General features: G+C 46.4%; 23 protein-coding genes. 13 read left to right on the top strand and 10 right to left on the bottom strand.

Annotated elements, in window-relative coordinates; genetic code table 11:
* The 4 genes from FMS18_RS10425 to FMS18_RS10410 all read right to left on the bottom strand — a co-directional run bounded on the left by FMS18_RS10425 (window position 1) and on the right by FMS18_RS10410 (window position 2,171).
* Window positions 1–720, bottom strand: coding sequence for a conjugal transfer protein TraL (locus FMS18_RS10425; RefSeq protein ID WP_163294214.1), 720 nt, complete (start codon window positions 718–720; stop codon window positions 1–3).
* Complete coding sequence (locus FMS18_RS10420; protein ID WP_163294212.1) at window positions 708–971, bottom strand: TraK family protein; 264 nt, start codon at window positions 969–971, stop codon at window positions 708–710. The genes FMS18_RS10425 and FMS18_RS10420 overlap by 13 nt, the downstream gene beginning before the upstream one ends.
* Before the next feature lie 426 nt (window positions 972–1,397).
* Window positions 1,398–1,565 (bottom strand): hypothetical protein, encoded by a 168-nt coding sequence (locus FMS18_RS10415; RefSeq protein ID WP_163294210.1) that lies wholly within the window; start codon window positions 1,563–1,565, stop codon window positions 1,398–1,400.
* A gap of 279 nt (window positions 1,566–1,844) precedes the next feature.
* A complete protein-coding gene (locus FMS18_RS10410; protein ID WP_163294208.1) occupies window positions 1,845–2,171 on the bottom strand; it encodes a TraK family protein in 327 nt (108 codons plus the stop codon).
* Between the two features lie 128 nt (window positions 2,172–2,299).
* Between FMS18_RS10410 and FMS18_RS10405 the strand changes: the two genes are divergently transcribed.
* Both FMS18_RS10405 and FMS18_RS10400 read left to right on the top strand, forming a co-directional pair.
* A complete protein-coding gene (locus tag FMS18_RS10405) occupies window positions 2,300–2,572 on the top strand; it encodes a hypothetical protein (RefSeq protein ID WP_163294206.1) in 273 nt (90 codons plus the stop codon).
* Between the two features lie 122 nt (window positions 2,573–2,694).
* Window positions 2,695–2,964 carry a hypothetical protein gene (locus FMS18_RS10400; protein ID WP_163294204.1) on the top strand — a complete coding sequence of 90 codons (270 nt, stop codon included), beginning with the start codon at window positions 2,695–2,697 and terminating at the stop codon, window positions 2,962–2,964.
* A 138-nt stretch (window positions 2,965–3,102) separates the two neighbouring features.
* Here the strand turns inward: FMS18_RS10400 and FMS18_RS10395 are convergent, their stop codons facing one another.
* The 3 genes from FMS18_RS10395 to FMS18_RS10385 are packed head-to-tail and all read right to left on the bottom strand — an operon-like array spanning window position 3,103 to window position 4,992.
* Window positions 3,103–3,402, bottom strand: coding sequence for a HigA family addiction module antitoxin (locus tag FMS18_RS10395; RefSeq protein WP_163294202.1), 300 nt, complete (start codon window positions 3,400–3,402; stop codon window positions 3,103–3,105).
* A complete protein-coding gene (locus FMS18_RS10390; RefSeq protein ID WP_163294200.1) occupies window positions 3,402–3,680 on the bottom strand; it encodes a type II toxin-antitoxin system RelE/ParE family toxin in 279 nt (92 codons plus the stop codon). Before FMS18_RS10390 ends, FMS18_RS10395 begins: the two co-directional genes overlap by 1 nt.
* 55 nt (window positions 3,681–3,735) lie before the next feature.
* Complete coding sequence (locus FMS18_RS10385) at window positions 3,736–4,992, bottom strand: site-specific integrase (RefSeq protein WP_163294198.1); 1,257 nt, start codon at window positions 4,990–4,992, stop codon at window positions 3,736–3,738.
* Window positions 4,993–5,320: 328 nt separating this feature from the next.
* Here FMS18_RS10385 and FMS18_RS10380 point away from each other — a divergent pair, with 328 nt between their 5' ends.
* A complete protein-coding gene (locus FMS18_RS10380; protein WP_203544596.1) occupies window positions 5,321–5,737 on the top strand; it encodes a hypothetical protein in 417 nt (138 codons plus the stop codon).
* Between the two features lie 60 nt (window positions 5,738–5,797).
* On the opposite strand, the gene FMS18_RS10375 is transcribed toward FMS18_RS10380, so the two are convergent.
* The gene (locus FMS18_RS10375; protein ID WP_163294194.1) at window positions 5,798–6,394 is read right to left on the bottom strand and encodes a hypothetical protein; all 597 of its coding nucleotides are present in this window, start codon (window positions 6,392–6,394) and stop codon (window positions 5,798–5,800) included.
* Window positions 6,395–6,721: 327 nt separating this feature from the next.
* On the opposite strand from FMS18_RS10375, the gene FMS18_RS10370 reads away from it, so the two are divergent.
* Window positions 6,722–7,894, top strand: coding sequence for a transposase (locus FMS18_RS10370; RefSeq protein ID WP_163294192.1), 1,173 nt, complete (start codon window positions 6,722–6,724; stop codon window positions 7,892–7,894).
* 288 nt (window positions 7,895–8,182) lie between these two features.
* Here the strand turns inward: FMS18_RS10370 and FMS18_RS10365 are convergent, their stop codons facing one another.
* Window positions 8,183–9,787, bottom strand: coding sequence for a SulP family inorganic anion transporter (locus FMS18_RS10365; RefSeq protein WP_163294190.1), 1,605 nt, complete (start codon window positions 9,785–9,787; stop codon window positions 8,183–8,185).
* 535 nt (window positions 9,788–10,322) lie between these two features.
* On the opposite strand from FMS18_RS10365, the gene torT reads away from it, so the two are divergent.
* From torT to FMS18_RS10320, 9 genes are all read left to right on the top strand, one after another.
* The gene (torT, locus tag FMS18_RS10360; protein ID WP_368854161.1) at window positions 10,323–11,399 is read left to right on the top strand and encodes a TMAO reductase system periplasmic protein TorT; all 1,077 of its coding nucleotides are present in this window, start codon (window positions 10,323–10,325) and stop codon (window positions 11,397–11,399) included.
* Entirely contained in the window at window positions 11,400–15,377 is a 3,978-nt protein-coding gene (locus FMS18_RS10355; RefSeq protein ID WP_163294186.1) for a response regulator, read from the top strand. It begins immediately after the preceding gene.
* A gap of 3 nt (window positions 15,378–15,380) precedes the next feature.
* Entirely contained in the window at window positions 15,381–16,295 is a 915-nt protein-coding gene (locus FMS18_RS10350; RefSeq protein ID WP_163294184.1) for a diguanylate cyclase, read from the top strand.
* 382 nt (window positions 16,296–16,677) lie between these two features.
* On the top strand, window positions 16,678–18,186 hold the full coding sequence (locus tag FMS18_RS10345) for a sodium-dependent transporter (RefSeq protein WP_163294182.1): 1,509 nt from the start codon (window positions 16,678–16,680) through the stop codon (window positions 18,184–18,186).
* 2 nt (window positions 18,187–18,188) lie between these two features.
* On the top strand, window positions 18,189–18,284 hold the full coding sequence (locus FMS18_RS10340) for a MetS family NSS transporter small subunit (protein ID WP_163294180.1): 96 nt from the start codon (window positions 18,189–18,191) through the stop codon (window positions 18,282–18,284).
* A gap of 256 nt (window positions 18,285–18,540) precedes the next feature.
* Window positions 18,541–19,599: an extracellular solute-binding protein gene (locus FMS18_RS10335; RefSeq protein ID WP_163294178.1), complete on the top strand. Its 1,059-nt coding sequence runs from the start codon at window positions 18,541–18,543 to the stop codon at window positions 19,597–19,599.
* Window positions 19,600–19,683: 84 nt separating this feature from the next.
* Window positions 19,684–20,766, top strand: coding sequence for an ABC transporter ATP-binding protein (locus FMS18_RS10330; protein WP_163294176.1), 1,083 nt, complete (start codon window positions 19,684–19,686; stop codon window positions 20,764–20,766).
* A 1-nt stretch (window position 20,767) separates the two neighbouring features.
* The gene (locus FMS18_RS10325; RefSeq protein ID WP_163294174.1) at window positions 20,768–21,622 is read left to right on the top strand and encodes an ABC transporter permease; all 855 of its coding nucleotides are present in this window, start codon (window positions 20,768–20,770) and stop codon (window positions 21,620–21,622) included.
* Window positions 21,619–22,473 (top strand): ABC transporter permease, encoded by an 855-nt coding sequence (locus tag FMS18_RS10320; protein ID WP_163294172.1) that lies wholly within the window; start codon window positions 21,619–21,621, stop codon window positions 22,471–22,473. The genes FMS18_RS10325 and FMS18_RS10320 overlap by 4 nt, the downstream gene beginning before the upstream one ends.
* 55 nt (window positions 22,474–22,528) lie before the next feature.
* Here the strand turns inward: FMS18_RS10320 and FMS18_RS10315 are convergent, their stop codons facing one another.
* The gene (locus tag FMS18_RS10315; RefSeq protein ID WP_163294170.1) at window positions 22,529–22,837 is read right to left on the bottom strand and encodes a hypothetical protein; all 309 of its coding nucleotides are present in this window, start codon (window positions 22,835–22,837) and stop codon (window positions 22,529–22,531) included.
* Window positions 22,838–22,924: the final 87 nt, after the last annotated feature.

The raw sequence follows: 22,924 nt of genomic DNA, 5'->3' as shown, positions 1-22,924 counted from the left end.
CTAAAGTCCACTGTTTGAAAGTTCCTGCTGAACTTCTTTCCAGATCATTTTCAGACGCTGACGGGTCATAATCGGGAGGGTGCTTTCCTGCGCTTCATCAAAAGACATCTTCGCGGTGAGCAGATTTTCAAGGTCCTTGCCGAAGGTTTCTTTCTTTTTCTGGGGAAGGCGGATTAGTGCGGCAATGCGGTGAGTGTTCTCGTGGTAGACCGTAAATTCTTCGAAATTTCTGTCATTTCCATTGATGGGACCGAAGTAGTTGTTCAGCCAAACATAGATGGGGACATCGAACGTTTTGAACAGTGAATTTAAGCCAGCGAGTGTGTCCGGCAGAGCTTGTCCTCCGGTGATAACTGTATGCAGATTGATTTGAATTTCACTTTCTTCAAGCATCTCGAAAACCTTGTTTCCGGCAAGATAGCTTGCAAGAGGAACAAAGGTGGCTGCACCGTTATCAATGACCATTTCATCGTCATCGGAAAGGGCCAGCATGAGTTCAACGAGCTTGTCAAATCTTCTGGGATCAATGTCTTCCTTATCCATGATATTCAGTGCAGTGACATCAAATTCTTTGTAACCTGCAAATGTCGCATTGATGGGATCTGTGTCCACGCAGGAGACGTCCTTTCCTGATTCCAAAAGATATTGGGTCAGCAGGCTGGCTATAAGACTTTTGCCTACCCCGCCTTTGCCTTGCAGAATCATGTTTATTGTTGCCATGTCTTTTCCTTTTCTTTGACCGCGAGCGGGCTCTGTTCTTTTCCCTGTTGTTCAGGATTATAGGAAAGGTGTTTTTTGCGCAGTCCATCAAGATTATATGAACAAAAACATTGGTAACTCATTGTTATCTTGCGCTCTTCAATCAAGTGATCGTAGATCATCTTTTTGTTGAATCCCTTTTTATGAAGAGCCTTTATCTCATCTAAATTGGCAATGAATTCTATTCTTGCGTATCCTTTACTTTTGYTCATTYTGGTCCTCCAAAAGAATCATGAGAGCTAATTTTCTTTTTGTTTCAGGGAGCCCTCTCAAGAGTGCAGTTCTGAAAGGGCGATAGCTCGAATATCCCAARGCCTTTGCGGCATTGCTAAAAGAGCCGAATTTGTCGCGTAGTTTGTTTGCTATGTATTCGTCGGTTATTGACATGACTTCCGTCTAAGCTAATTTAGCAAAAGCTGTCAATGCTAAATTAGCAAACACTTAGTCGCCTGTAGTGTGTGTAAAGTATAGTAAATATGAGTAGTTAAATTAAAATAGCGTGAAATATTGAAAAATAAAAAAGCACCGTTTAGTCGCTAGGACTAAACGGTGCTTGTGTCTGCATGGTAAGTTTTGAACTGGGTCTAAGTGCTTATCTTAAAGCCTGTGAGGGGAGTTGGTTACTGACGAGGGGCATCTTATTGTGATGTTATTGTGGAGTCGGTTTTGTTGTCCATGCTCTCGGTGATCTCTTGTATATCTTCACCTAGATATGAGAGTAGTAGTCCTGTCTCGTCGCTAATTATTTCCGAGAGAAGGTTGATAGCTGCTGCTATTCTGTACAGTTTAGATATTTCGTTTTCCATTCAATTCTCCTGACAATGGTGTCTGTTCTTGTGGTGCGCTGAAGCTTTGGTTTTTTGCTAAAATAGCACCAGAGATTTGAACCACTATAAAGCGAGTTATAGATTGTCAAGTGCGAAATTGCTTATTTTTATCAGATATGTCTTTGGTCTTTTTGGGCGACAGCCAAAAGATGTTAAAATATTTAGACAAATGAATAAAAAAATATATTATGAATTTTAACAAGAAAGATACGACCACGGTTGTATGAGTGGCTGTTCTTTAAGGAGAGTGCTCTTAATTCAGCCGGTCATTTTTTTAAATTCTTCGTCGGTGACAATTTTTTGATGGTCAAAGTCTTGGTTGAGATCTTTCGTTAGTGGTTTGCTGGTACGCTTTCTTTTCTTCTTTTTTTGGGGGCCGAGGTCTCCTTCAGAGTTAAAACGACAGAAATGCGAATAGCTCATTGAAACCAATCCTTCTTTATGAAGCAATTCATAAATGGCCTTTTTCGTATATCCTTCGCTGATGAGGTCTATGATTTTTTGAAGGTTAACTTTGTATTGGACCCGTGCGTGTTTTGCCCTTTTGCTTGTAGGTACTGAAGTTTTTTGGTTTGTTTTTTTCATAAGATTTTTTTTCTTTAAGTTGGTTATTCCATCTTTTGAAGATTGTGGCGAGTCTATGCTATATTAGTATTTATTGTCAATGCTAATTTAGTCTATGATTTTGCAGGATTTTAGTTTATTGTGTCCTCATGAAAAATTACGAATATGAATTTGAAAGGACTTTGGTCGCAGAGATAGTGGAGTCGTATCAGGCTCAGGGAATAGCTCACACCGAGTTTGCTAGGATGATGTATGGTGATACCAAGACTGCTCCAAGTAAGTGGTGGAAAATACGCGAAGTTTCACCGACTGGAAAGCCGCAAGGAATGCCGGTTTCTGAGGCTGTTAAAGCTGCTGTGGTTCTAAATATTGATGTAGCCAGTCTTTTCTTTAGGGTTCAGGAGAAAATGCGATCTTTGTAGGTCTATTGCTCTTTTGGGAGTTATGTTAGCAGCTTATATGTATGTTTTATTTTAGCTTGACTTTTGCTAATTTAGCACTAGGTTTTGTGCTTGGAAATGCTAACACAAATTGGAGCAAATATATGATTGATTGGAATCGTCCCCTGACAGAGAACGAAGCCGCATTTAAAAATATGTTGGTTGAATCGTTGCCCCCTATTATTGCCAGAAAAGATGTGGCGAAATATACAGGAGGCTGGCTGTCGCCTAAGACTTTGAGAAATGACGACAGCAGAATGACCGGGCCGAGGCATCGTTATGAAAGTGGCCGCAAGGTTCTTTATAGAAGAGATGATTTAGTGGAGTATGGCATTCGAAGATTTGGCGTTCTTGAAAAAGAGTGCATGATTTAGTTGTCACCTTTTTTATGTTTGGGCTCCCAATTTGGACTCCGAGAACTTAAACTCCCCGCCGAAAAGCAGGGTGTTTAATCTTAAATGTGGCAACTTAATTTTTATAAAAACAATTTTTAAAATGTAGATGTCTTGAGTCTATGCAGTCGAGCTATCAACGCCGACAGGAGTAACTCCAGACAAATCAATCTGGCTGCGAACTTTGCCTAGATCATAATTAGCCTGCATAGCCAGCCAACTTTCCGGGGTGCGTCCGAGGACTTTTGAAAGGCGCAGGGCCATCTCAGGGGATACCGCGCTCTTGGCGTTCAGGACACGGGCGAGAGTTGAGGGAGCCACGCCGAGCATCATTGCCAGCTTGCGGCAACTGAGATTGTATTCTTCCATATATACGGAGCCTATAAGCTCACCGGGATGCGGGGGATTGAACATAGTCATTAATGATAATCCTCGTAGTTTAAAATGTAGGCATTTCCGTCGCGGAATTCAAAGGTCAGCCGCCAATTACCGTTAACGGTTGTGGACCAGAGGTCCGCACGGCTTCCTTTGAGTTTATGCAGCCTGAATCCGGGCAGGTTAACGTCTTCCACTTCCTGTGCCGTATCGATGACCGAAAGCTGGATTCTGAGCCGCTTGGAATGCTTGGCCTGTATTCCGGCAGTTGAACCGGAGCGATAAAATTTTTCCAGACCTTTGTGCTTAAATGTTTTGATCATTGTTCCTAATTTATATGTTGCGCACCGCGCAACGCTTTGTCAAGTTTAGAGGTGATTAATCGACAGTCAGCAGGTCCACAGCCCCCTGTGAATAATCAGGGCTGAGATGGGCATAGCGCATGGTCATGTTGATGGTCTTGTGGCGCATCAAGGTCTTGATTCTGTAGATGTCCACTCCCGCAATAGCCAGCCACGAGGCGAAAGTGTGGCGCAACGAGTGAAAAACAATTCTCTGGCTTTTGGCGGTGGCGAATTTATTTAAACCCAAGTCGTCCACTACGGCTTTAAATTGATGTGAAAGATTGTGTCGCTTTTCTCCTCCGCGAATTGGGGAAAAAATAAGGGCGTCAGTGGAATCATCTTTTCTGCGCATGAGCATTTCAAGAACAGCAGAGTTAAGAGGGATGTTACCGCCAGGTTTCTGTCCGTTGCTGATCGTCCGCACGGTAATGGATTTGCCATAGAAGTTTACGTCATGCCATTCGACCCGCTGAATTTCTCCGAGTCTCATGCCTGTGTGCAAAGAGAGGACAATTGCATCATGCAGATCCTGCCAAGCCAGTCGGCGGTTATCGGAAGCGGCAGCTTCACTCTTATCCAAAGTCATTTGCAGCACAGCCTTGGCTTCTTCTTTAGTGAGGTACCGTTGACGCTGGTTTTTGTCGCCGATTTGCGGCAGGTCGATATGCTCAAGCGGGGTCTGGTGGGGAAATACAACCACATCATTGATGATCGTAGTGGCCGCCCGGTTGAAAACAGACCTGATAATAGCCATGTTATGGAGAACAGAGGCATCAGCCAGACCTTCATCATACATGGAGTCCATGAACTCCTGTAGGAGGTCTGGAGTAATGGCCGACAAGGGAAACGCGCCTAAGAAAGGAAGGATACGTTTATTGGCTCTTTTTACATCGTCGGTCCATGTTTTGCGTTTTTTACGGTCGCGTTTCCATGGAATATAATACTGCTCAAAGAATTCCTGAAAAGAGATTTCCTTGATCTGCTCCTCTTCTTCTTTCTTTTGAGCTTCCATGAGTTTGCGCTCATGTTCGTGTTTTAGATCAGTAAAAGATGTTGGTCCGGCCCCGGATTTGTAATTCTGTTGAAGCTTGTGGCGAATACCGCTAATATCAGTTGCGGTCCAGCCTTCGGAAGACCAGCCAATGCCCTCTTCAAATTTTTTTCCGGCATGGCTCCAGCGGACTGTAAAATAGCGATCAGGTTTGCCTTTATGTTTTCTGGTTTCATGTTCAAAATAGCGGATGCCTTTTGTTCCTTTTACTTTTTTCCAAACTCGTTTCGTTGACTTCATGTTCCCACTATATTCCCACTTTGTGCAATTTACAAGGGACGTCAGGTGACCATAGAAAGATCGTAACATGTTGAAATTACACAATCAGGGACGTCAGGGGACGTCAGAAAAAAGTTAAAATTTGGACTCAAAATCCGCCGGGTTCACGCCCTTGCGAGTTCGAGTCTCGCTCCCGGTACCACTTGAAATCAAAGGGTTTTTCGCAAAAAGCGAAAGGCCCTTTTTTTATGTCCAAAACAGACTTCCCCATAAAATTCAAAAAAGAATCCTGAGCGAGCTTTGATAGTCAAATGTTTTTATTCGCAATTCATGCCGGACAAAGATCAGGTTGCTACTCATTTTCAATGAAAGCTGTTTTTCCGATTTGGATGAAGTCCTGCGGGCCGAAGAAGCATATTCAAGGTTAAGCCAAGTTGATTATGCTTCCAGTCCAAAAGTTAAAGAGCTGGAAAAAGAATTGGAAGACGCACGGACCCTGAAGGCCCGATTGACGAAGTCCGAGAAGAAGCTGGAAGGCGCACGCAAAGAAGGATTCTTCGTCGCCAATATGATCCTTGAAATGGTCGCTGACCCGACAGCGAAAAAGCAATTCCCGCACAAAGAATACAAAGTCATCGCTGACAAGGTCATAGTCAAAGATTACATTCAGAAACTGGAAATGGTCAGACCAGCCAATTCTGTGATCGAAGAATTCCGTGAAAACCTTCCTGCCGAGTTCAGGCACGAGGGTACTAAACCAAAATAAAAGCTACGGGACAAAATGGACAATATGGACAAAATTCGATTTCTGTCCATTTTGTCCCGGCTAATTCAATTCAAGAAAAAGCCCCTGAACCGAAGTCCAAGGGCTTAGATGATTATGATCCGTTTTTTTATTGCGATTTTTTTTAAGCTTTAAATAAGAAGATACTGCTTCTGTAGGTAATATTACTGATGGTCGTTTATTGGGGCTTATTCTTTTATCTGTGGAAACAGGATTGCAATTGAGGCTGAATTCTTCACAACTCAACCCAGTTTTAATGCGCTTAACACATTCATAGATCATTTCTTTGGCTGTTTCATATGGAACTTCTATGCCTTGGCAGTCACCGTAGTCATCACCTAGCCCCAATGCGCTTCTCAATTCGAAAAATGGGAAGATGTCCGGTTCAAAGTCTGCACATATTGTTTTTGCTGTTCTGATGGCATATTTTTTAGTTAATTCCATAAATGAGAAGTACATGTTGTGGTTCATTTTGGTATTTCTAAGGTCCGGGACAAATCCTTTCAGAATGTCATCGTTGATGTTCACATCAAAGCGCATTAGGTGCGTATGAACATACCCATCGATTAAAAATTCTGTACAGTTGGAGAATTGCGCAGAATTTTTAAGTCTTATTACTGCTTTTCGATTTAATGTCACCTGTACCCTATAGTAGCATTCATCCGGCTTTACATTAATTATCGGTGCTGTTTCTCAATCGACTTCGTAGATGTTTATTCTTTTTACGTCTTGGCAGTTTAATTTGAAGGTTGTGTCCGCATGAACTGTTGAGCAGAGAGCGGTAAGAAGCAGAGTGCTTATCAGTACCATGTGGAATATATTTCGAAACTCGACTTTCGGATATAGTTTTACAGTTTAAACAATAGGCAACATGTTGGAATAAAAACAGTATTTAGTTGAAGGGTCCTTTCTTCCTTGATATCCTGTTGTTACCACACACCAGAACGATAAAAAAGAAGGCCCCGAATGCAACGTAACTTTACTGCCCATGCCATGCAAGTCCCAGAGCATCAAATTTCAAGTCGAATCGACTCGTTTTTTCAGCATTTCGGGATCGGAACCCTTGCCCATAGCTGCGGAATCAAGAAAACAAAGGGAGTATCTCCGACTCTTCTGCTTTCCTGTATTTTTTCTCTTCCATTTCTCAGTCTCAATCTTTACCGATGCTTTGCGACCAAACAGGATAAGGATTTTGCAAAAGATGCAGCCTACAATTTCCTGCGCTCAAGCCGTTTCAGTTGGCGGCGTTTCCTGCTTCGTCTGGCTGCCAAAGTCTGCGCTGTATTTCAAGAACTGACTTCGGACGACCGAGAATCGGTGCTTATAATCGATGATTCCACCGTGCATCGTCCTCGTGCAAAAAAAGTCGAGTTGCTGGCCCGTGTTTTTGATCACTCGGAAAGCAAATTTCTTAAAGGTTTCCGGCTGTTGAGCTTGTGTTGGTCTGACGGCAACAGCCTTGTTCCCCTTGATTTTGTCTTGTTGTCTTCTCCCAATGAGAAGAATCGAACTCAAGGTGTAACCAAGCAGGTTGATAGTCGAACCTGCGGAGCCAAGCGTCGCCAAGTAGCTATATGCAAATCCACAACTTTAATCGGCCCTATGCTGCGCCGAGCTTTGTCTGCCGGAATTCGGGCCAAATATTTGCTCATGGACAGTTGGTTCGGCATGCCTTCAATCATCGCTGAGGCAAGCGAATTTTTGCCTGTAATCTGCATGATTAAACGCACTCCCAAAGTCCTTCACAGCTTTGGAGAGGAACGTTTGACCGTTGATGCAATCTACCGAAAAATCAAGAAAAGGCCCGGACGAGCCAAGGTGCTCGCAAGTGTTGTTGTCGCCATGAACAACGGCAGCTCTGCCCGTATCGTTTTCGTGCGCAACAAACACAAAAAGGACTGGCTCGCTCTTCTTTCCACGGATACGAATTTATCCGATTCCGATGCGCTTATCGCGCTCACCACCATCGTTCTGATGCGGTATCTCTTCCTCGCTTTGGAACAAAGGCGAAACGATGATCCACGTACTCTCGGTCTGCTTTTCCATGCCTGCTGTGAAGAAATGCGCGACTTGGATTATTTGGAGTCTCTTCAACGGATATTGACTCTGACTGCGGAAAATCTACCGGAAAACAAATAGGTTGCAGAGTAGGCATGCCAAGTCATGATGGCAGAAGTTCTCAAACAAGCATTCTATATTTATGGCTTAAACAGGGAGCAATGTCAAAGATCAAGGAGAGTTGCTGCATGATCAACAACTCCGAAAGTCGAGTAATTGAATGGAAAAATTGTTCTACAGCTGGCTTTGGAAGGAGCTGTTTTGGGATATGCTTCATAATAAAACATTAAAAACCTTACCTTCCTACCCAAAAAAAGGGCCAGCAAAATGCTGACCCTTTTTAAATTTGTATCCGAAAGAAGCGTATGTCTACAATGCTTCAAATTCCAGATTTTCAATATATTGATGATAGTTGTCTATACCGACGAAGTAGTTCGGATCTTCCAGAATATTGACCACACAGATTTTTTCAGCCCGTTTGATCAGACTGACGCAATCCTGACTGAGATGGACCAGATAAACCTTTTTTCCGGCCCGTTCGTACATGGAGGCGATCTTGTTGACCGTTTCAATTGCGGACTGGTCCATGATTCTGGATTCCTTGAAATCAATGATCACTTTATCCGGGTCGCCCTGCACGTCGAATTTGCTCAGGAAGAGAGTTGTGGAAGCAAAGAACAGCGGGCCGTAAATCTGGTAGTGCTTGATTCCCTGGTCATCCACCATTTTGCGGGCGCGGATTCGCAGGGCGTTTTCCCATGCGAAGATCAATGCAGAGATGATTACGCCGCAGATAACCGCGATGGCGAGATCATATTTTACGGTCAGGACTGTCACCAGCACAATCACGATGACGTCCCATTTGGGGACCTTGTTAATAATGTTGAAAGTGCTCCATGCAAATGTCTTGATGACCACGATAAACATTACTCCGACCAGAGCGGCAATGGGCACCTGTTCAATGTATTGTGAAGTGAACATGATAAAAAAGAGCAGTGCGCCGGCCGCAACTATCCCGGAAAGTCTTCCTCGTCCGCCGGAGGATATATTGATGATACTCTGACCGATCATGGCACAGCCGCCCATGCCTCCGAACAGGCCGTTAATAAAGTTGGCTATTCCCTGCGCGAGGCATTCGCGGTTTCCGCTTCCGCGGGTTTCGGTGAGTTCATCCACTAATGACAAGGTCATCAGGGATTCGATCAGGCCGATGGCGGCAAGAATTAAAGCGTAGGGCGTAATAAAGATCAGTGTATCCCATGTCAGCGGTACTTGGGGAATGGCAAATGAAGGCAGTCCGCCTTTAATGCCGGTCCCGCCGTTGGATTGGATGAATGAAAGTACAGTTTGCGTATCGATTTGCATGGCGGCGACAAGGATGGAAACTGAAATGATCGCGATGAGTGCTCCCGGTGCCTTGCTGTATAGTTTGGGAACAACGGTGAGGATTGCCATGGTTAAAGCAACCAGACCGGCCATGATCCAGAGCGGCTGGCTCTGCATCCAAGTTCCTTCTGATTTGAACATGTTCAGCTGGGAAAGAAAAATAACAATGGCCAGCCCGTTGACGAATCCCATCATTACCGATCTGGGGACCATGCGGATAAATTTACCGAGGCGGAAAAAACCGGCCAGCAGCTGAAAAATACCGACTAATAACAGTGTGACAAAGAGATACTGGAGACCTGCGTGGGAGTCGGGTCCGCCCAGCGCATTGCCTTCCATGACGAGGCCTACCATAACAACAGCCATAGCCCCGGTCGCACCGGAGATCATGCCGGGCCTGCCGCCTATAACTGAAGTGATAAGGCACATGAGGAACGCGCCGTACAGGCCGACCATGGGCGGAACGCCTGCGACAAAGGAGAAGGCTACAGCTTCAGGGACAAGAGCCAGGGCTACGGTAAGTCCGGAAAAAATATCAGCTCTGACACTGCCCTTGGAGGGGGGAACAATTGAGTGGTTCGAATTCACAAAAAATCCTTTTAAAGCGGGTTGTAATTATTAAAAATAAAAAAGCAGAGACCGCAGGAGGTCCCTACTGCAAATATTGATATCCAAAGCTGACGCGTGACCAGCTTGCTAGTGTGATGTTTTATGTTCTTGGCGGGAAGTGTGAAACGGCAATTAGTGCGCCAGTGTGGCGTGCGGTTTTACGTTATTTTAATACCTGCCGTTCTTTCGAAAGCTGACTTTTATTTACGAGAATTGCTGCGGAGTCAACAATTATTATGAACTTTCAGAGAGTGCGGCGGTCCATAATGATGAATATAATGCATAGTTGTTAACAAAAGATCGGTATTAATCTATGCTTACAAGTGAGGTGGAAGTCATGCTGGACTTGTTTTTTTGGTAATTGATTGATTTTAAATAGCTTATTGTAAGCCAGCGAGAAAAGGGTCTAATGTCATTATTTTGTTCAAGATTGTTTTTGCCTTATTTGGAGTCTAGATTTTTCAGGGTTTTATTATTTTCTGTTCTTGTCTGCTGGTTTGCAGGGGCTTCTCCTGTGCTTGCAGGTGAGGACAATTGGTGGCCTATTCAGGTCAAGAGTTATTACGGCGTTTATGACGCTGATAAAAAAGTTCCGGGACAGGCGTGTGATTGTTTGAAAGGTCCTAAGCTCGAGGAGTGGACTGCTCCGCAAAAGGCCGTCCGTCCGTATACCATAGGGGTTTCTTTTCCCCATATGAAAGATTCTTATTGGGTGGCGGTGAATTACGGCATAATTCAGGAAGCCAGACGTCTCGGAGTGGGCATAAAACTTCTTGAGGCCGGCGGTTACGATAACCTTGATAAGCAGGTTGAACAGCTCCGTGAACTCAGTCGTGCAAATGTAGATGGAATTATTCTCGGTTCAGTGCACTACCGGGCCACTGACGGGATTATCGCTGAAACCGCTGCTAAAGAAATTCCCGTTGTGGAAGTTGTAAATGATGTTCATGCTCCACAGGTAACAGCCAAGGCTTTGGTTTCATTTTACGATATGGGGTATTACGCCGGTGAATTCCTTGCCGAGCAGGCAGAGAGTTTCGGGCGTGATAATCTTAAGATCGCTTTTTTCCCTGGTCCTGAAGGGTCTGGCTGGGCTCCTGAAACACTGCACGGGTTTGAGGATGCTATGCAGTATTTTCCGGGCAATATCGAGATTGTTGCCGTGAAATGGGGTGATACTGGAAATGATATCCAAAGCAGGCTTATCCGTGATGTTTTAGATGAGCAGGAGAGCATTGATTATCTGGTAGGCAATGCTGTTGCGGCAACGGCAGCCCCTGCAATTATTGAAGAGCGGGGCAGAACCGGGATCGGTGTAGTCTCTACATATATTATTCCCTCTTTGTACGATAAAATAGCAAAAGGCCGGGTTCTGGCTTCTCCTTCCGACCTTACTGTTTTTCAGGGCCGTATGGCCGTTGATATGATGGTCCGCATTCTTGACGGCGACAAGCCGGGTAAAGATTTTCCTTTCCGTTCCGGGCCGTTTATTCCCACTGTCACAACTGAAAATATCGGTAGCTATCCTTATGAAGGACTCTTCGGGCCAAGGGATTACAAACCTGTTTTTAATTTGGCCCCGGAGAAGTAGATGTTTAAACGTTTTAGTGGAATACGCATTCGTGATAAGCTGTTCATAGCTTATTCATTCGCATTTCTGCTGGCTTTCGGTGTGGGCGGTGGTCTGATTTTTATGCAGGCCAAGAATATTATTCAGGACACCATTGAAGGGGATCTGAAAATAGCGACCCAGACCATCCTGAATATGGTCCGAACCACTGCGGACGCATCAATTAAAAACTATATGCGGGCCGTGGCAGAAAAAAATTATGAAATAGCCCACCAGCTTCAGCGACAGGTGCGCCGTGGGATACTGAGTGAAGAAGAAGCCAGGAAACGAGCGGCGCAGGCCTTTCTCAGTCAGCGGATCGGCCGGACCGGCAGGGTTTATTGCCTTAACAGCGAAGGCATAATGGTGGTCCATCCGAAGCGGAGCCTGCTTGGGGTGGATTTAAGCGGTCTTTCTTTTGTGAAGGAACAGATTAAACAGAAAAACGGTTACCTTGAGTATAACTGGAAAGAACCCCTTGAAAAAGAGGCCCGGCCCAAAGCGGTGGCGATGACTTATTTCCAGCCTTGGGACTGGATCATAACTGCTTCTTCCTATCGTGATGAATTCAACCAGATTGTTAATCTGGATGATTTGCATGAAAATTTTCTGGGTTTGGGATTTGGTAAGACCGGGTATCCAAGCATTATTGACTATGAAGGTAAATTTCTGATTCATCCTGAGCTGGAAGGGGTTACTTATAAGGAACTTGATAACTCCGGCCAGAGAGAAGTTATCGAAAAAATTATCAAACTCAAGAATGGGAGATTGGAGTACGACTGGAGAAATCCCGGCGATGCTGAGTCCAGCAAGAAAGTTGTTTATTTTAACGATATTCCTGAGCTGGGCTGGATTGTTGCCTCATCCGGGTACAAGTCTGATTTTTATCAACCTCTTGATGAGATAGGGCTGGTCATTCTTATTGCAATGGGAGTTGCCCTGCTGCTGATGACTGTAACTTCGATTTTTATCGGCAATGCTCTGACCAGACCTATTAATGAATTGCAGGAAAAATTCGCGCAGGCTGAAGAAGGGGATCTTGCGGTCAGCATGGAGCGGGAAGCCAGGGATGAACTGGGATTGCTGGCTGACCATTTTAATAATTTTATGAAGAGGTTGAAGGAATATAACTATTCCCTGCGCGAAGAGATTGTTATCCGCAGGAAGGCTGAAGAAGAGATCAAAAGTTATCAGGCCACCTTGGAGCAGAAGGTTGAGGAGCGCACCCGTGAGTTGCATGAGAGTCAGCGCGCCCTGAGTACCCTGATGAGCAGTCTTCCGGGGATGGCATACCGCCGTGGTCTTTCCGGGGAAATGCGTCTTGAAATTGCAAGTGAAGGAACTTTTGCGCTGACCGGGTACCGTCCAGATGAATTGATTTCCAGCCAAGGGGTTAATTACCGGGAGCTGATAATTTCGGAAGACCGGGACAGAGTAAACGATGAAATTCAGGCAGCTGTATCTGTCCGTAAAACATTTGAATTTCTCTACCGGATTACTACCAAGTATGGTGATGAACGCTGGGTCTGGGAGAAAGGGCAGGGGGTTTACGGGGATGACGGAATACCGGAAGCAGTGGAAGGATTTGTTTCCGATATTACTGACCGCAAAAAAACTGAAGAAGACCTTGAGCGTTACGCTGAGGATCTTCGCAAAGCCCGCGATGTGCAAAAAGAGCATGCCCTGCGTCTTTCTGATACAGTTCTGGAACTTGAACAGGCCAAGAGGGTTGCCGATGAGGCAAACCGCTCCAAAAGTGAATTCCTTGCCAATATGAGTCATGAAATCAGGACTCCCATGAACGGGGTGCTGGGCATGACAGACCTTGCCCTGCGCACTGACCTTACTCCGAAGCAGCGGGACTATTTGCATAAAATCAAGCTTTCGGCTCGCTCTTTGCTCGCCATCATCAATGATATTCTTGATTTTTCCAAGATTGAAGCCGGGAAACTTGATCTTGAAAGGACTGAATTTGAACTGGCTGATGTGGTTGAGAATCTTTCCGATCTTTTTGCAAACAATGCTTCTGATAAAGGGATTGAGCTGGTGGTCTCGGTGGCTCCCAAGGTTCCGCCCCGGCTTATCGGTGACCCGCTCCGCCTAGGTCAGGTGCTGATCAATCTGACAAATAACGCGATTAAATTTACTGATGCCGGGGAAGTCGTGGTCCGTGCCAATCCGGGACCGGTCAATAAGGACAGGACTATGCTGACTTTTTCGGTCAGCGATTCCGGCATCGGGATTGATGAAGAAGTGTTGCCCGATCTTTTTGAAGCGTTTACCCAGGCAGACGGTTCCACCACCAGAAAGTTCGGTGGTACCGGGCTTGGGCTTGCCATCACCAAACATCTGGTGGAAGCCATGGGCGGTAAAATATGGGCCGAAAGCAGGCCCGGTCAGGGGACGACTTTTTATTTTTCAGTGGAATTCGGTATAAGCTCCGCCCCTTCTGCCCATCTGGTGCATACTCCGCCTGATTTACGAGGGCTTAAGGTCCTTATTGTGGATGATAATGATTCCGCGCGGGAAATTATGCGCGAGACACTTGAATCACTTAGTTTCAATGTCACTGCTGTTGATTCCGGCGAGGATGCCTTGACCCGTCTTTCCGCTGCCGGGGATGAGCCTTACAAGCTGCTTATTCTGGATTGGAAAATGCCCGGAATGGACGGCATTGATGTAACTTCCCGCATTCGCAAGAATCCTTTTATTCGCGAGACTCCCATTATCATGATGACTGCCTTCGGGCGCGAGGAAGTCATGGTCCGTGCTGAAAAGGCCGGGGTCAATGCTTTCCTCATCAAGCCTATCAAGCAATCCATGCTTTTCGACACGGTGATGAATGTTTTTGAGTATAAACGTGATGAAGTGCCTACAATGTCCGCTTTAGGCAGCGATACCGAGGAATTCGGTCGCAGGCTGTCCGGGGCAACCGTGTTGCTGGTGGAAGACAATGCTATCAATCGTAATGTCGCTCAGGATATTCTTGAATGTGTGGGCATGAATGTAAAGGCTGTGGTCAATGGCCTTGAGGCCGTTGTAGAGGTTAAGGAGAATTCATATGACGCGGTACTCATGGATGTGCAGATGCCGGTTATGGATGGTCTGGAAGCAACCGCTGAAATCAGGAAAAATGATAAATTTAAGGAACTGCCCATCATAGCGATGACAGCCCATGCCATGAAGGGGGACCGGGAGAAGTGCATTAATGCGGGAATGGATGACTATGTTTCCAAGCCTATTGATACTCACCAGCTTTTTGAAGCTCTGAGCAGGTGGATTTCAGCGCAGGATTCCGGCTCTTTTACGGGAATGTCGTCTGAAGGCAGGTTGTGCGAAATTAATAATGGATTGCCTGATTCCCTACCGGGTATTGATGTTAAGGAAGCCCTGCAAAGGATGCTGGGTAGGACCGGGTTGTTTTACTCCATGCTTGATGATTTTGAGGCCGATTATGCGGACTCCGCAGACCGTTTGCGGGCATTGTTTAATAGCGGGCAGGAAGATGAACTGGCGATACTGGCCCATGCATTAAAAGGGGTTTGCGGTAATTTTTCTGCACTTTCACTGCATTCAATTTGTAATGATCTGGAGCAGGCTGTTCAGAACAGGAATTATGAAAAAGTGCACTTGCTCTTAAATTCGTATGAAGAAGAATTAGAGGTGGTGCTGGAGTCAATCCGCAGCTTGCCTGAACGCGAAGTCGTACTTGAAGCTATGCCCGGTCTTGAATCCGAGGCAGAAGTTGCTGAGTTACTTGAGAAATTAAGAAAGCTCCTTATGAATAATGATTTCGGAGCAGAGAGTTTGTTTGAGATCATAGCAGTACGGATGAACGAAGATAAATACTGCTCTGTTCTGGACAGGCTCAGGAAAGCTATTAATGGCTTTGATTTCAAAGGGGCTTTGGTGGAATTGGAAGAATTGAGCGGGCTGGTTAAAAATATTCAGGATGAATAAAAAATGAGCATAGAGCATTTGAAATATAAAATTTTAATCGTTGATGATGCCCCGGCGAATATCAAGCTGCTTGGAGCGGCACTGGCTGATGAATACCGCGTGTCTGTCGCTCTTGACGGTCCCGGTGCACTTGAAATTGCTGCTTCAGACGATCCTCCGGATCTCATACTGCTTGATATTGTTATGCCCGGAATGGATGGTTATGAGGTCTGCCGTGCATTGCAGAGCAAGCCTGAAACAAAAGAGATTCCGGTAATTTTTATCACCTCACGGGATCAGGTTGAGGATGAGGCTAAAGGACTTGAAATTGGTGCTGTGGATTATATTATCAAGCCGTTCAGCCTGCCTATTGTAAAAATGCGGGTTAAAACCCAGCTGGAATTGAAAAAGCAGCGTGATATGCTCAAAGAGCTTTCCATGATTGATCCTCTGACCGGTTTGCCTAACCGCAGACAGCTTGAGGGGCGTTTGAAGATAGAATGGCAGCGTGCCCGGCGTCATGAAAGTCCTTTGACGATTTCATTTATCGATATTGATTTTTTCAAATTGTATAATGATTCAAATGGGCATGCCATGGGCGATGAATGCTTGCGTCTTGTGGCAAGGGAGTTGGCCGGAAGCCTGCATAGATCCACTGATTTTGTGGCCCGATACGGTGGTGAGGAATTTGTAGCTTTGCTCCCGGATACCGATCGCGAGGGCGGCCTGCGCATTTCCGAAAAATTACGTGCCAATATACAAAAATTGGAAATTGACCATTGCGAAAGTCTTAATTCTGTGGTCACCGTCAGCATCGGAGTTGCCAGTATGGTCCCGGACAATGGCGACGGATTCGATGTCTTGCTTCATCAGGCAGATAAAGCTCTCTATCTGGCTAAAGAAAAAGGCCGAAACTGCCTTGAACTTTATTCTGAGTAGATTTAACTTTTTTTAGGTAATTTGAAAAAATAGGCAATATTTTTAGTTATTCTTTGCTGGATTGTGGATAAATGTCGCAAATTGTAAAGAATGGACGATTCTCAGTTGACCCCATACCGCATCTGGACTATCAATTCACCCCCAAGGGCTATCAGCTCCCGTCATCCTGTCCAAAACATTCCTTTTCCCGTTGAGAACGTTGAAACGTCTGTGCCGCAGTGTGCTTCTGTCCGGGAGGACAGGCTGAAAAGCAAGTCTTAAATTCCCATAGCCCTGACCTCAATAGGAAGGATCGCCCGTCCGGGTGTTTCCGGTTCATTTTTATTCATGCCGATTCCGCGTCGCTGTTGCGGAGACGGATTTTTTAAGGAGTTACAGCAAGATGCAGAAAAGAGAAACATGGGGCTCTCGTACCGGCTTCATTATGGCCGCAGTGGGTTCCGCAATCGGACTGGGAAACATCTGGCGTTTTCCGTACATGGTTTATGAAAACGGCGGTGGCGCATTCCTCATTCCATATTTTGTGGCCATGCTTGCCGCAGGTATGCCTTTCATGATTCTTGAATTCGGTCTGGGCCAGAAATTCAAAGGGTCCGCACCCAAGGTTTTTTCCTCTATTTCCAAGAAATGGGAATGGCTCGGCTGGTGGCAGGTCATGGTTTCCTTCATCATCACCACATATTACGTGGTGGTTGTGGCCTGGGCCATCAACTATTTTCTGTTGGCCTTCACTCAGGGCTGGGGTGCGTCTCCCAAGGAATTTTTCTTCGGAGAATTTCTCGGCCTGACTGATTCCCCCATGAATATGGGCGGCGTTCAGACCAAGATTCTTACCGCCACCGCCGCAGCATGGCTGATGACTTTCATTGCTGTGTTCACCGGTGTTAAAAGCGGTATTGAACGGATCAGTAAAATTTTCATGCCCCTGCTTTTCCTGCTTGTGTTCATCTTTATCGGTAGAGGGCTGATGCTTCCCGGTGCTGTTGACGGTCTGCAGTGGCTGTTCAAGCCCGACTTTCACGCTCTCATGGACGGCAAGGTCTGGGCCGATGCATTCGGACAGATCTTTTACAGCCTGTCCATCGGCTTTGCGATCATGATTTCTTATTCCAGTTACCTGTCCAAGGATTCCGATATCAACAACAATGCCTGTATGACCGTATTCATCAACTGCGGTTTCAGCATCATTTCCGGGATCATGATTTTCAGCGTACTGGGCTACATGGCCCTTCAGCAGGGCGTTCCGGTCAGTGAAGTCGCCGGTTCCGGTGTGGGGCTTGCCTTCATCACCCTGCCCACAGCGGTAAACCTGATGCCTGCCCCCGCTTTCTTCGGAACCCTGTTCTTCCTCGCGCTCACCGTTGCGGGGCTGTCTTCCATGATTTCCCTTGCGGAAGTTGTTGTTGCTGCGCTGATCGATAAGATGAACGTTTCCCGTAAAATGGCGGCGACCATCATGTGTGCCATCGGCTTTCTGGTCAGCATTGCCTTCACCACCGGCGGCGGACTGCTCCTGCTCGATATCGTGGACCACTTCATCAACAACTTCGGTATCCTCATGGGCGGATTCATTGAAATCATCTTCATCGCATGGTTCTGCAAACTTGATGACCTGCGCAACCACGTGAACCTGACCTCCGAGATCAAGGTCGGCGCACTCTGGATTAACAGCCTGCGCTTCGTTGTTCCGGCAATGCTCGGTTTCATGCTGGTTTCTAACTTCATCGGTGATCTTTCCGAGAACTACGGCGGTTACTCAACTTCCGCCACTGTTGCCTTCGGCTGGTCCACGCTTGTCATCTGCCTGCTCTTCGGTCTTGCCTGCGCCCGCAGTAAAGGCGGATTTGTGAATGTGACCGGTATCAACAGAAACTTCCTGAAAAGGAGCTAAGTATGGAATTTTCAGCAATTATCATGATGCTCTTCGGACTCGGCATTACCTGGGGCGGGGCTTGTGCCTGTTTCCGTATTGCCTTTAAGAACAATTAAGACATAGCTGAATAGAATTGATTGAAGCCCTTCCGTGCTCTGCGCGGGAGGGCTTTTCTTATAGGTCGGTTGTTTTCGAAAGTGCACAAATTGTTTTCGATATGTGGAATTTGTCAAAAAACTTGCTTTAAATTCACTTGTGGCTGTAACGTGACCTTTGCTGTTTTGTGACGAGTTGGTGGTGTTCGTGTTTGTATGTGCTTGTAACAACTAACGGAATTATTCGCTTGTTTGTTACATAAATATGGAGTTTGTCATGAAAAGGATTATTGTATTTGCTTTGTTGACCCTGTTTGCACTGGCTGGAACCGCTCAGGCGGAGACTCTGAAATTGTTAACCTGGAAAGGGTATGCCCCCCAGAAATTGATCGACACTTTTGAAAAAGAAACCGGAATCAAGGTTGAGGTTACTTTTTCCAACAACGAAGAAATGATCGCCAAGTTGCGGGCCACCCGCGGTGCTGGTTTTGACCTTGCCCAGCCTTCTCAGGACCGTATTTCTTCTGTTCAGAAAAAATACAAGCTGTATCAGGCCATGGATTACTCCAAGCTTGATTCCAGCCTGTTCATTCCTTCAATGCTCACCGCGGTTAAAGCCAACACCCTTGTTAAGGATAAATCTTACGCTGCTCCTTTTTGCTGGGGTACTTCCGGACTGATCGTTAACAGTGATAAGGCTCCGGGCGTAGATTCTTTTAAAGCTCTCATTGATCCTAAATATAAAGGTCGCGTAAGCTACCGCCTTAAGAGACCCACCCTCATCGCCATGGGCTTTGCCCTCGGCTATGATCCCTTTGCTCTTTATGACAAGCCCAAAGAATACAAAGCCATGCTCGACAAAATTGCCGAGACCCTGATCAAATCCAAGCCTATTGTTAAAAATTACTGGGCTAACGGCGATTCCCTGCTTGAATCCATGCGTTCCGGTGAAGTCTTTGTTGCCATGGCTTGGGATGCAGGTGGATGGAAACTTCACACCGACAATAAGGCCATTGATTTCAAGGCTCCCAAAGAAGGTGCCCTTGGTTGGATTGATACTTTCGCCATCCCGGTCAAAGCTAAAAATGTTGACGCTGCCTACAAGTGGATCAACTTCGCTATGAAGCCTGAAAACGCCGGTTACTTCTCCTCCAAGGAAAAATATGCCACTGCCTCCAAAGATGCTCTGAAGTTCACAGATAAGGCTGTTGCGGATAACTTTGCCCGCTCCTTTCCTCAGTCAGTTATTGACAACATCAAGTGGTATCCCCCGGTGCCTGCCAAGCTGGAAAGCATGGAAGGCAAGATCCTCGATAAAATTAAGGCTGCCAATTAAGGGTTGCTGAAATAGTAATATCTATGGCGGAGGGTCTTCGGACTCTCCGCCTTTGTTTAATTTTTTATCCCCGGACGATATTTCATGATTAACGATCTTTCTGTCTCTGATATGGTGAAGAAATTCGGTGACTTTACCGCTGTCGATGGTGTCTCGTTTGATGTTCCTGCCGGATCATTTTTCTCTATTCTGGGGCCTTCCGGCTGTGGCAAGACCACTTTGCTGCGTATGATTGCCGGATTTGAGGAGCCTACTTCCGGGGATATTGAAATTCGGGGCGGCTCCATGATCGGTGTGCCGCCAAATAAACGTCCGGTTAATCTGGTTTTCCAGCATCTGGCTCTGTTTCCCATGATGAATGTTTCTGAAAATATCGCTTTCGGGCTGAAAAGGCGCGGAGTCGGAGCTGTTGATATTCAAAAGAAGACTGAGGCCATTCTCGAAAGGGTCGGACTGCCCGGTTACGGCGCAAAGCAGATTAACCAGCTTTCCGGGGGGCAGAAACAGCGGGTGGCAATTGCGCGTTGTCTGGTGCTGGAGCCTTCTGTGCTGCTGCTTGATGAACCTTTGGGTGCTCTGGATCTGAAGCTGCGCGAGCAGATGAAGGTGGAGCTTAAAAAGTTGCAGGCCAAAGTGGGAACGACCTTTATCTACATTACCCACGATCAGTCCGAGGCTCTGGTCATGTCTGACCGGGTTGCGGTCATGAATAACGGTCGATTCGAGCAGGTGGGCAGCCCGCAGGAACTTTACGGAAAGCCCGCGACCCCGTTTGTGGCCCAGTTTGTGGGTGATAACAACAAATGGAGCGGAAAGGTCGTTGAGAGCGATAATGAAAAAGTCCGTATTGTTACTGACGAAGGGTATTCATTTCAAACCAAGCCTCACGGAGCTTGTTCCTGCGGCGGGCGGGCCGATCTTTTCCTGCGCCCTGAAGCCATGCTTATTGAACCCAAGGACCGCAGTGGCTTGAATGTCTTTGAGGTCACGGTGAAGAGCATTCTTTTTGACGGAGCTAACAGTCGTTTGCTGACCGTAACCAAAGAGGACCACGAACTTATCGTCAGCCTGCCCCAGAATCGCCGTTTTGATCATATTGAACCGGGTAATGAAATCGCTGTGGGGTGGCATCCTGATTCAGGTATCTGTTTCGGGGCGGAGGAATAATATGGTCCGTTCAAGAATGGTTTTCTGGATTTTTTTCGCTCCGGTCATTATGTGGCTGTCTTTGCTGATAGTATTGCCGCTCTGTGATTTGCTGACCATGAGCTTCAGGGGCGAGAATGATTACGGCGACATGATCTGGACTTTCCAGAATTATTTTAATTTTTTTGATGAGCCCATCTACTGGCTTACTTTCGTGCGTACCTGCCTTTACGCCATTATCACTACATTTGTTGTTTTCCTGCTTTCCATGCCGGTCTCATTTTATATTGCCAAGCTGGCCAGAACGCGGGTTCAGGGCGCGCTTATGATCATGCTTTTGCTGCCGTTCTGGGTCAGTGAGCTGGTCCGCATTTACGGCTGGATGATCCTGCTGCGTGAATCCGGGGTGCTTAACTTTTTCATGCTCAAGATCGGGCTGATCGATAAGCCCGTTGAGATGCTTTACAATGATGCGACCATGATCATGGGGCTGGTTTATACTTCCATGCTGTTTATGGTTGTGCCGTTGGTTTCAGTAATGGAGAGTCTTGACGACAGCCTTATCGAAGCTGCCCATGATCTGGGGGCCGGGCAGTGGACAATCTGGCGGACCATCATCATTCCTCATTGCAAGCCGGGCATCACCTCCGGTTCCATTGTTGTCTTCATGCTTGTGCTGGGCAACTACCTGACCCCGAACCTTATGGGCGGCAAGAATTCCCTCTGGTTTACAGAGCAGATTTACAATCAGTTCATTGCCAGCTTCAACTGGAATCAGGGTTCGGCTTTCGGCTTTCTGCTGCTGATTTTAAGTTCACTGATCATTTGGATCGGGCTTAAACTTACCCGACAGAAATTAGGGGAGGTGGCATCATGATTCGTTCCCTGCCGCGCAGCAAAGCATACAATTGGTCATTCAATTGTTTCATCATTTTGTATTTTGTATTTCTGTTTGCCCCGTTGGTTGTGACCTGCGTGCTGGCCTTCAACAATTCCGATTTTCCATCCCTGCCGTGGAAAGGATTTACCTTGGACTGGTTCCTTTCCAGCGGTCCGGAGCGGATCGGGATTTTTCACGATGACCAGAACCTGCGCTCCATTGTGACCAGCTTTCAGACTGCGTTTTTTGTGTCCATCTTAAGCGTCATCGTTGGGACCTGTGCCAGTTTTCTTTTTGAGAAGGAAGAGTTCCGTTTCAAGGGATTGTTGTACTTTTTGATGCTGGCCCCTCTGGTCATTCCCGGCGTAATCCTCGGCATTTCTTTGTTGCTGGCTTCCAATACTGCCGGAATGTATTTTGAAGATAATTTTGGACTTGATTTTGAAGTATTTCGGCCCAGTTTCTGGCTGGTGGTAATGGGGCAGTTTTCGTTCATCACTACTTTTGTGACCCTTGTGGTTTCTGCAAGGTTGCGCAAATTCGACCACTCCCTTGAAGAGGCGGCCTTGAATCTCGGTGCGACTCAGCTGGGTGTAATCTGGCACATCACCCTGAAGTTCCTGCGCCCCGCCATTATCGGAGCCGGGGCAGTGGCTTTCCTGATGAGTTTTGAGAACTTCAACACCACCCTCTTTCTGGTCGGTTCTGAACCGACCCTGCCCATCAATCTCTATTTGCAGGTTCGCGACGGCAGCACCCCGGTGATCAATGCGGTTTCGCTGCTGCTCATTGTGGGCACATCGCTTTTGGCTCTTTGTAATTTGTATTTTTCCAAACGGGAAGAGTAGAATAAGCATTGCCCATAAAAATAGCCCAGCCCCGGTAAACCGGGGCTGGGCTTTACTAATGCACACCTTTGCCATGGTCCCAAACAACATTGTTCGGGTAAGAATCCATTAACTCTGTTTTTACTTTCAGCTTAAGAATTCGTTTGCCGCCAGAGTTGAACGGCATATTTCCGGCAGCATTGCTCTGTCTAGCCATGGAGCTGACCGGAAATTTCTGGTTTCGGTTTATTTCTTTTTGCCTTGATAAGTACCTCCGTTCCCCGTTGCCATGCATGGGATTGCATGTCTCTCGGGCGGTCTCTTGGGTCATGTCCGGCAGAGAATTCAGGCGAATCTCCTGCCGTCGGGCAATATCCATTTTCATGGACTTCCATGGCTCTCTTGGGGCTGGGAGCATATTTCCATAATGCGGTTTGGAAATGTGCAATAAGTCCGGAGAGCTGTATTCTGA

Origin of the sequence: Desulfovibrio sp. JC022 (assembly GCF_010470665.1) — a bacterium.
Classification (GTDB): Bacteria; Desulfobacterota; Desulfovibrionia; order Desulfovibrionales; family Desulfovibrionaceae; genus Maridesulfovibrio.
The sequence above is the reverse complement of the archived record's forward strand: the minus strand, read 5'-3'. Positions and strand labels throughout refer to the sequence as shown.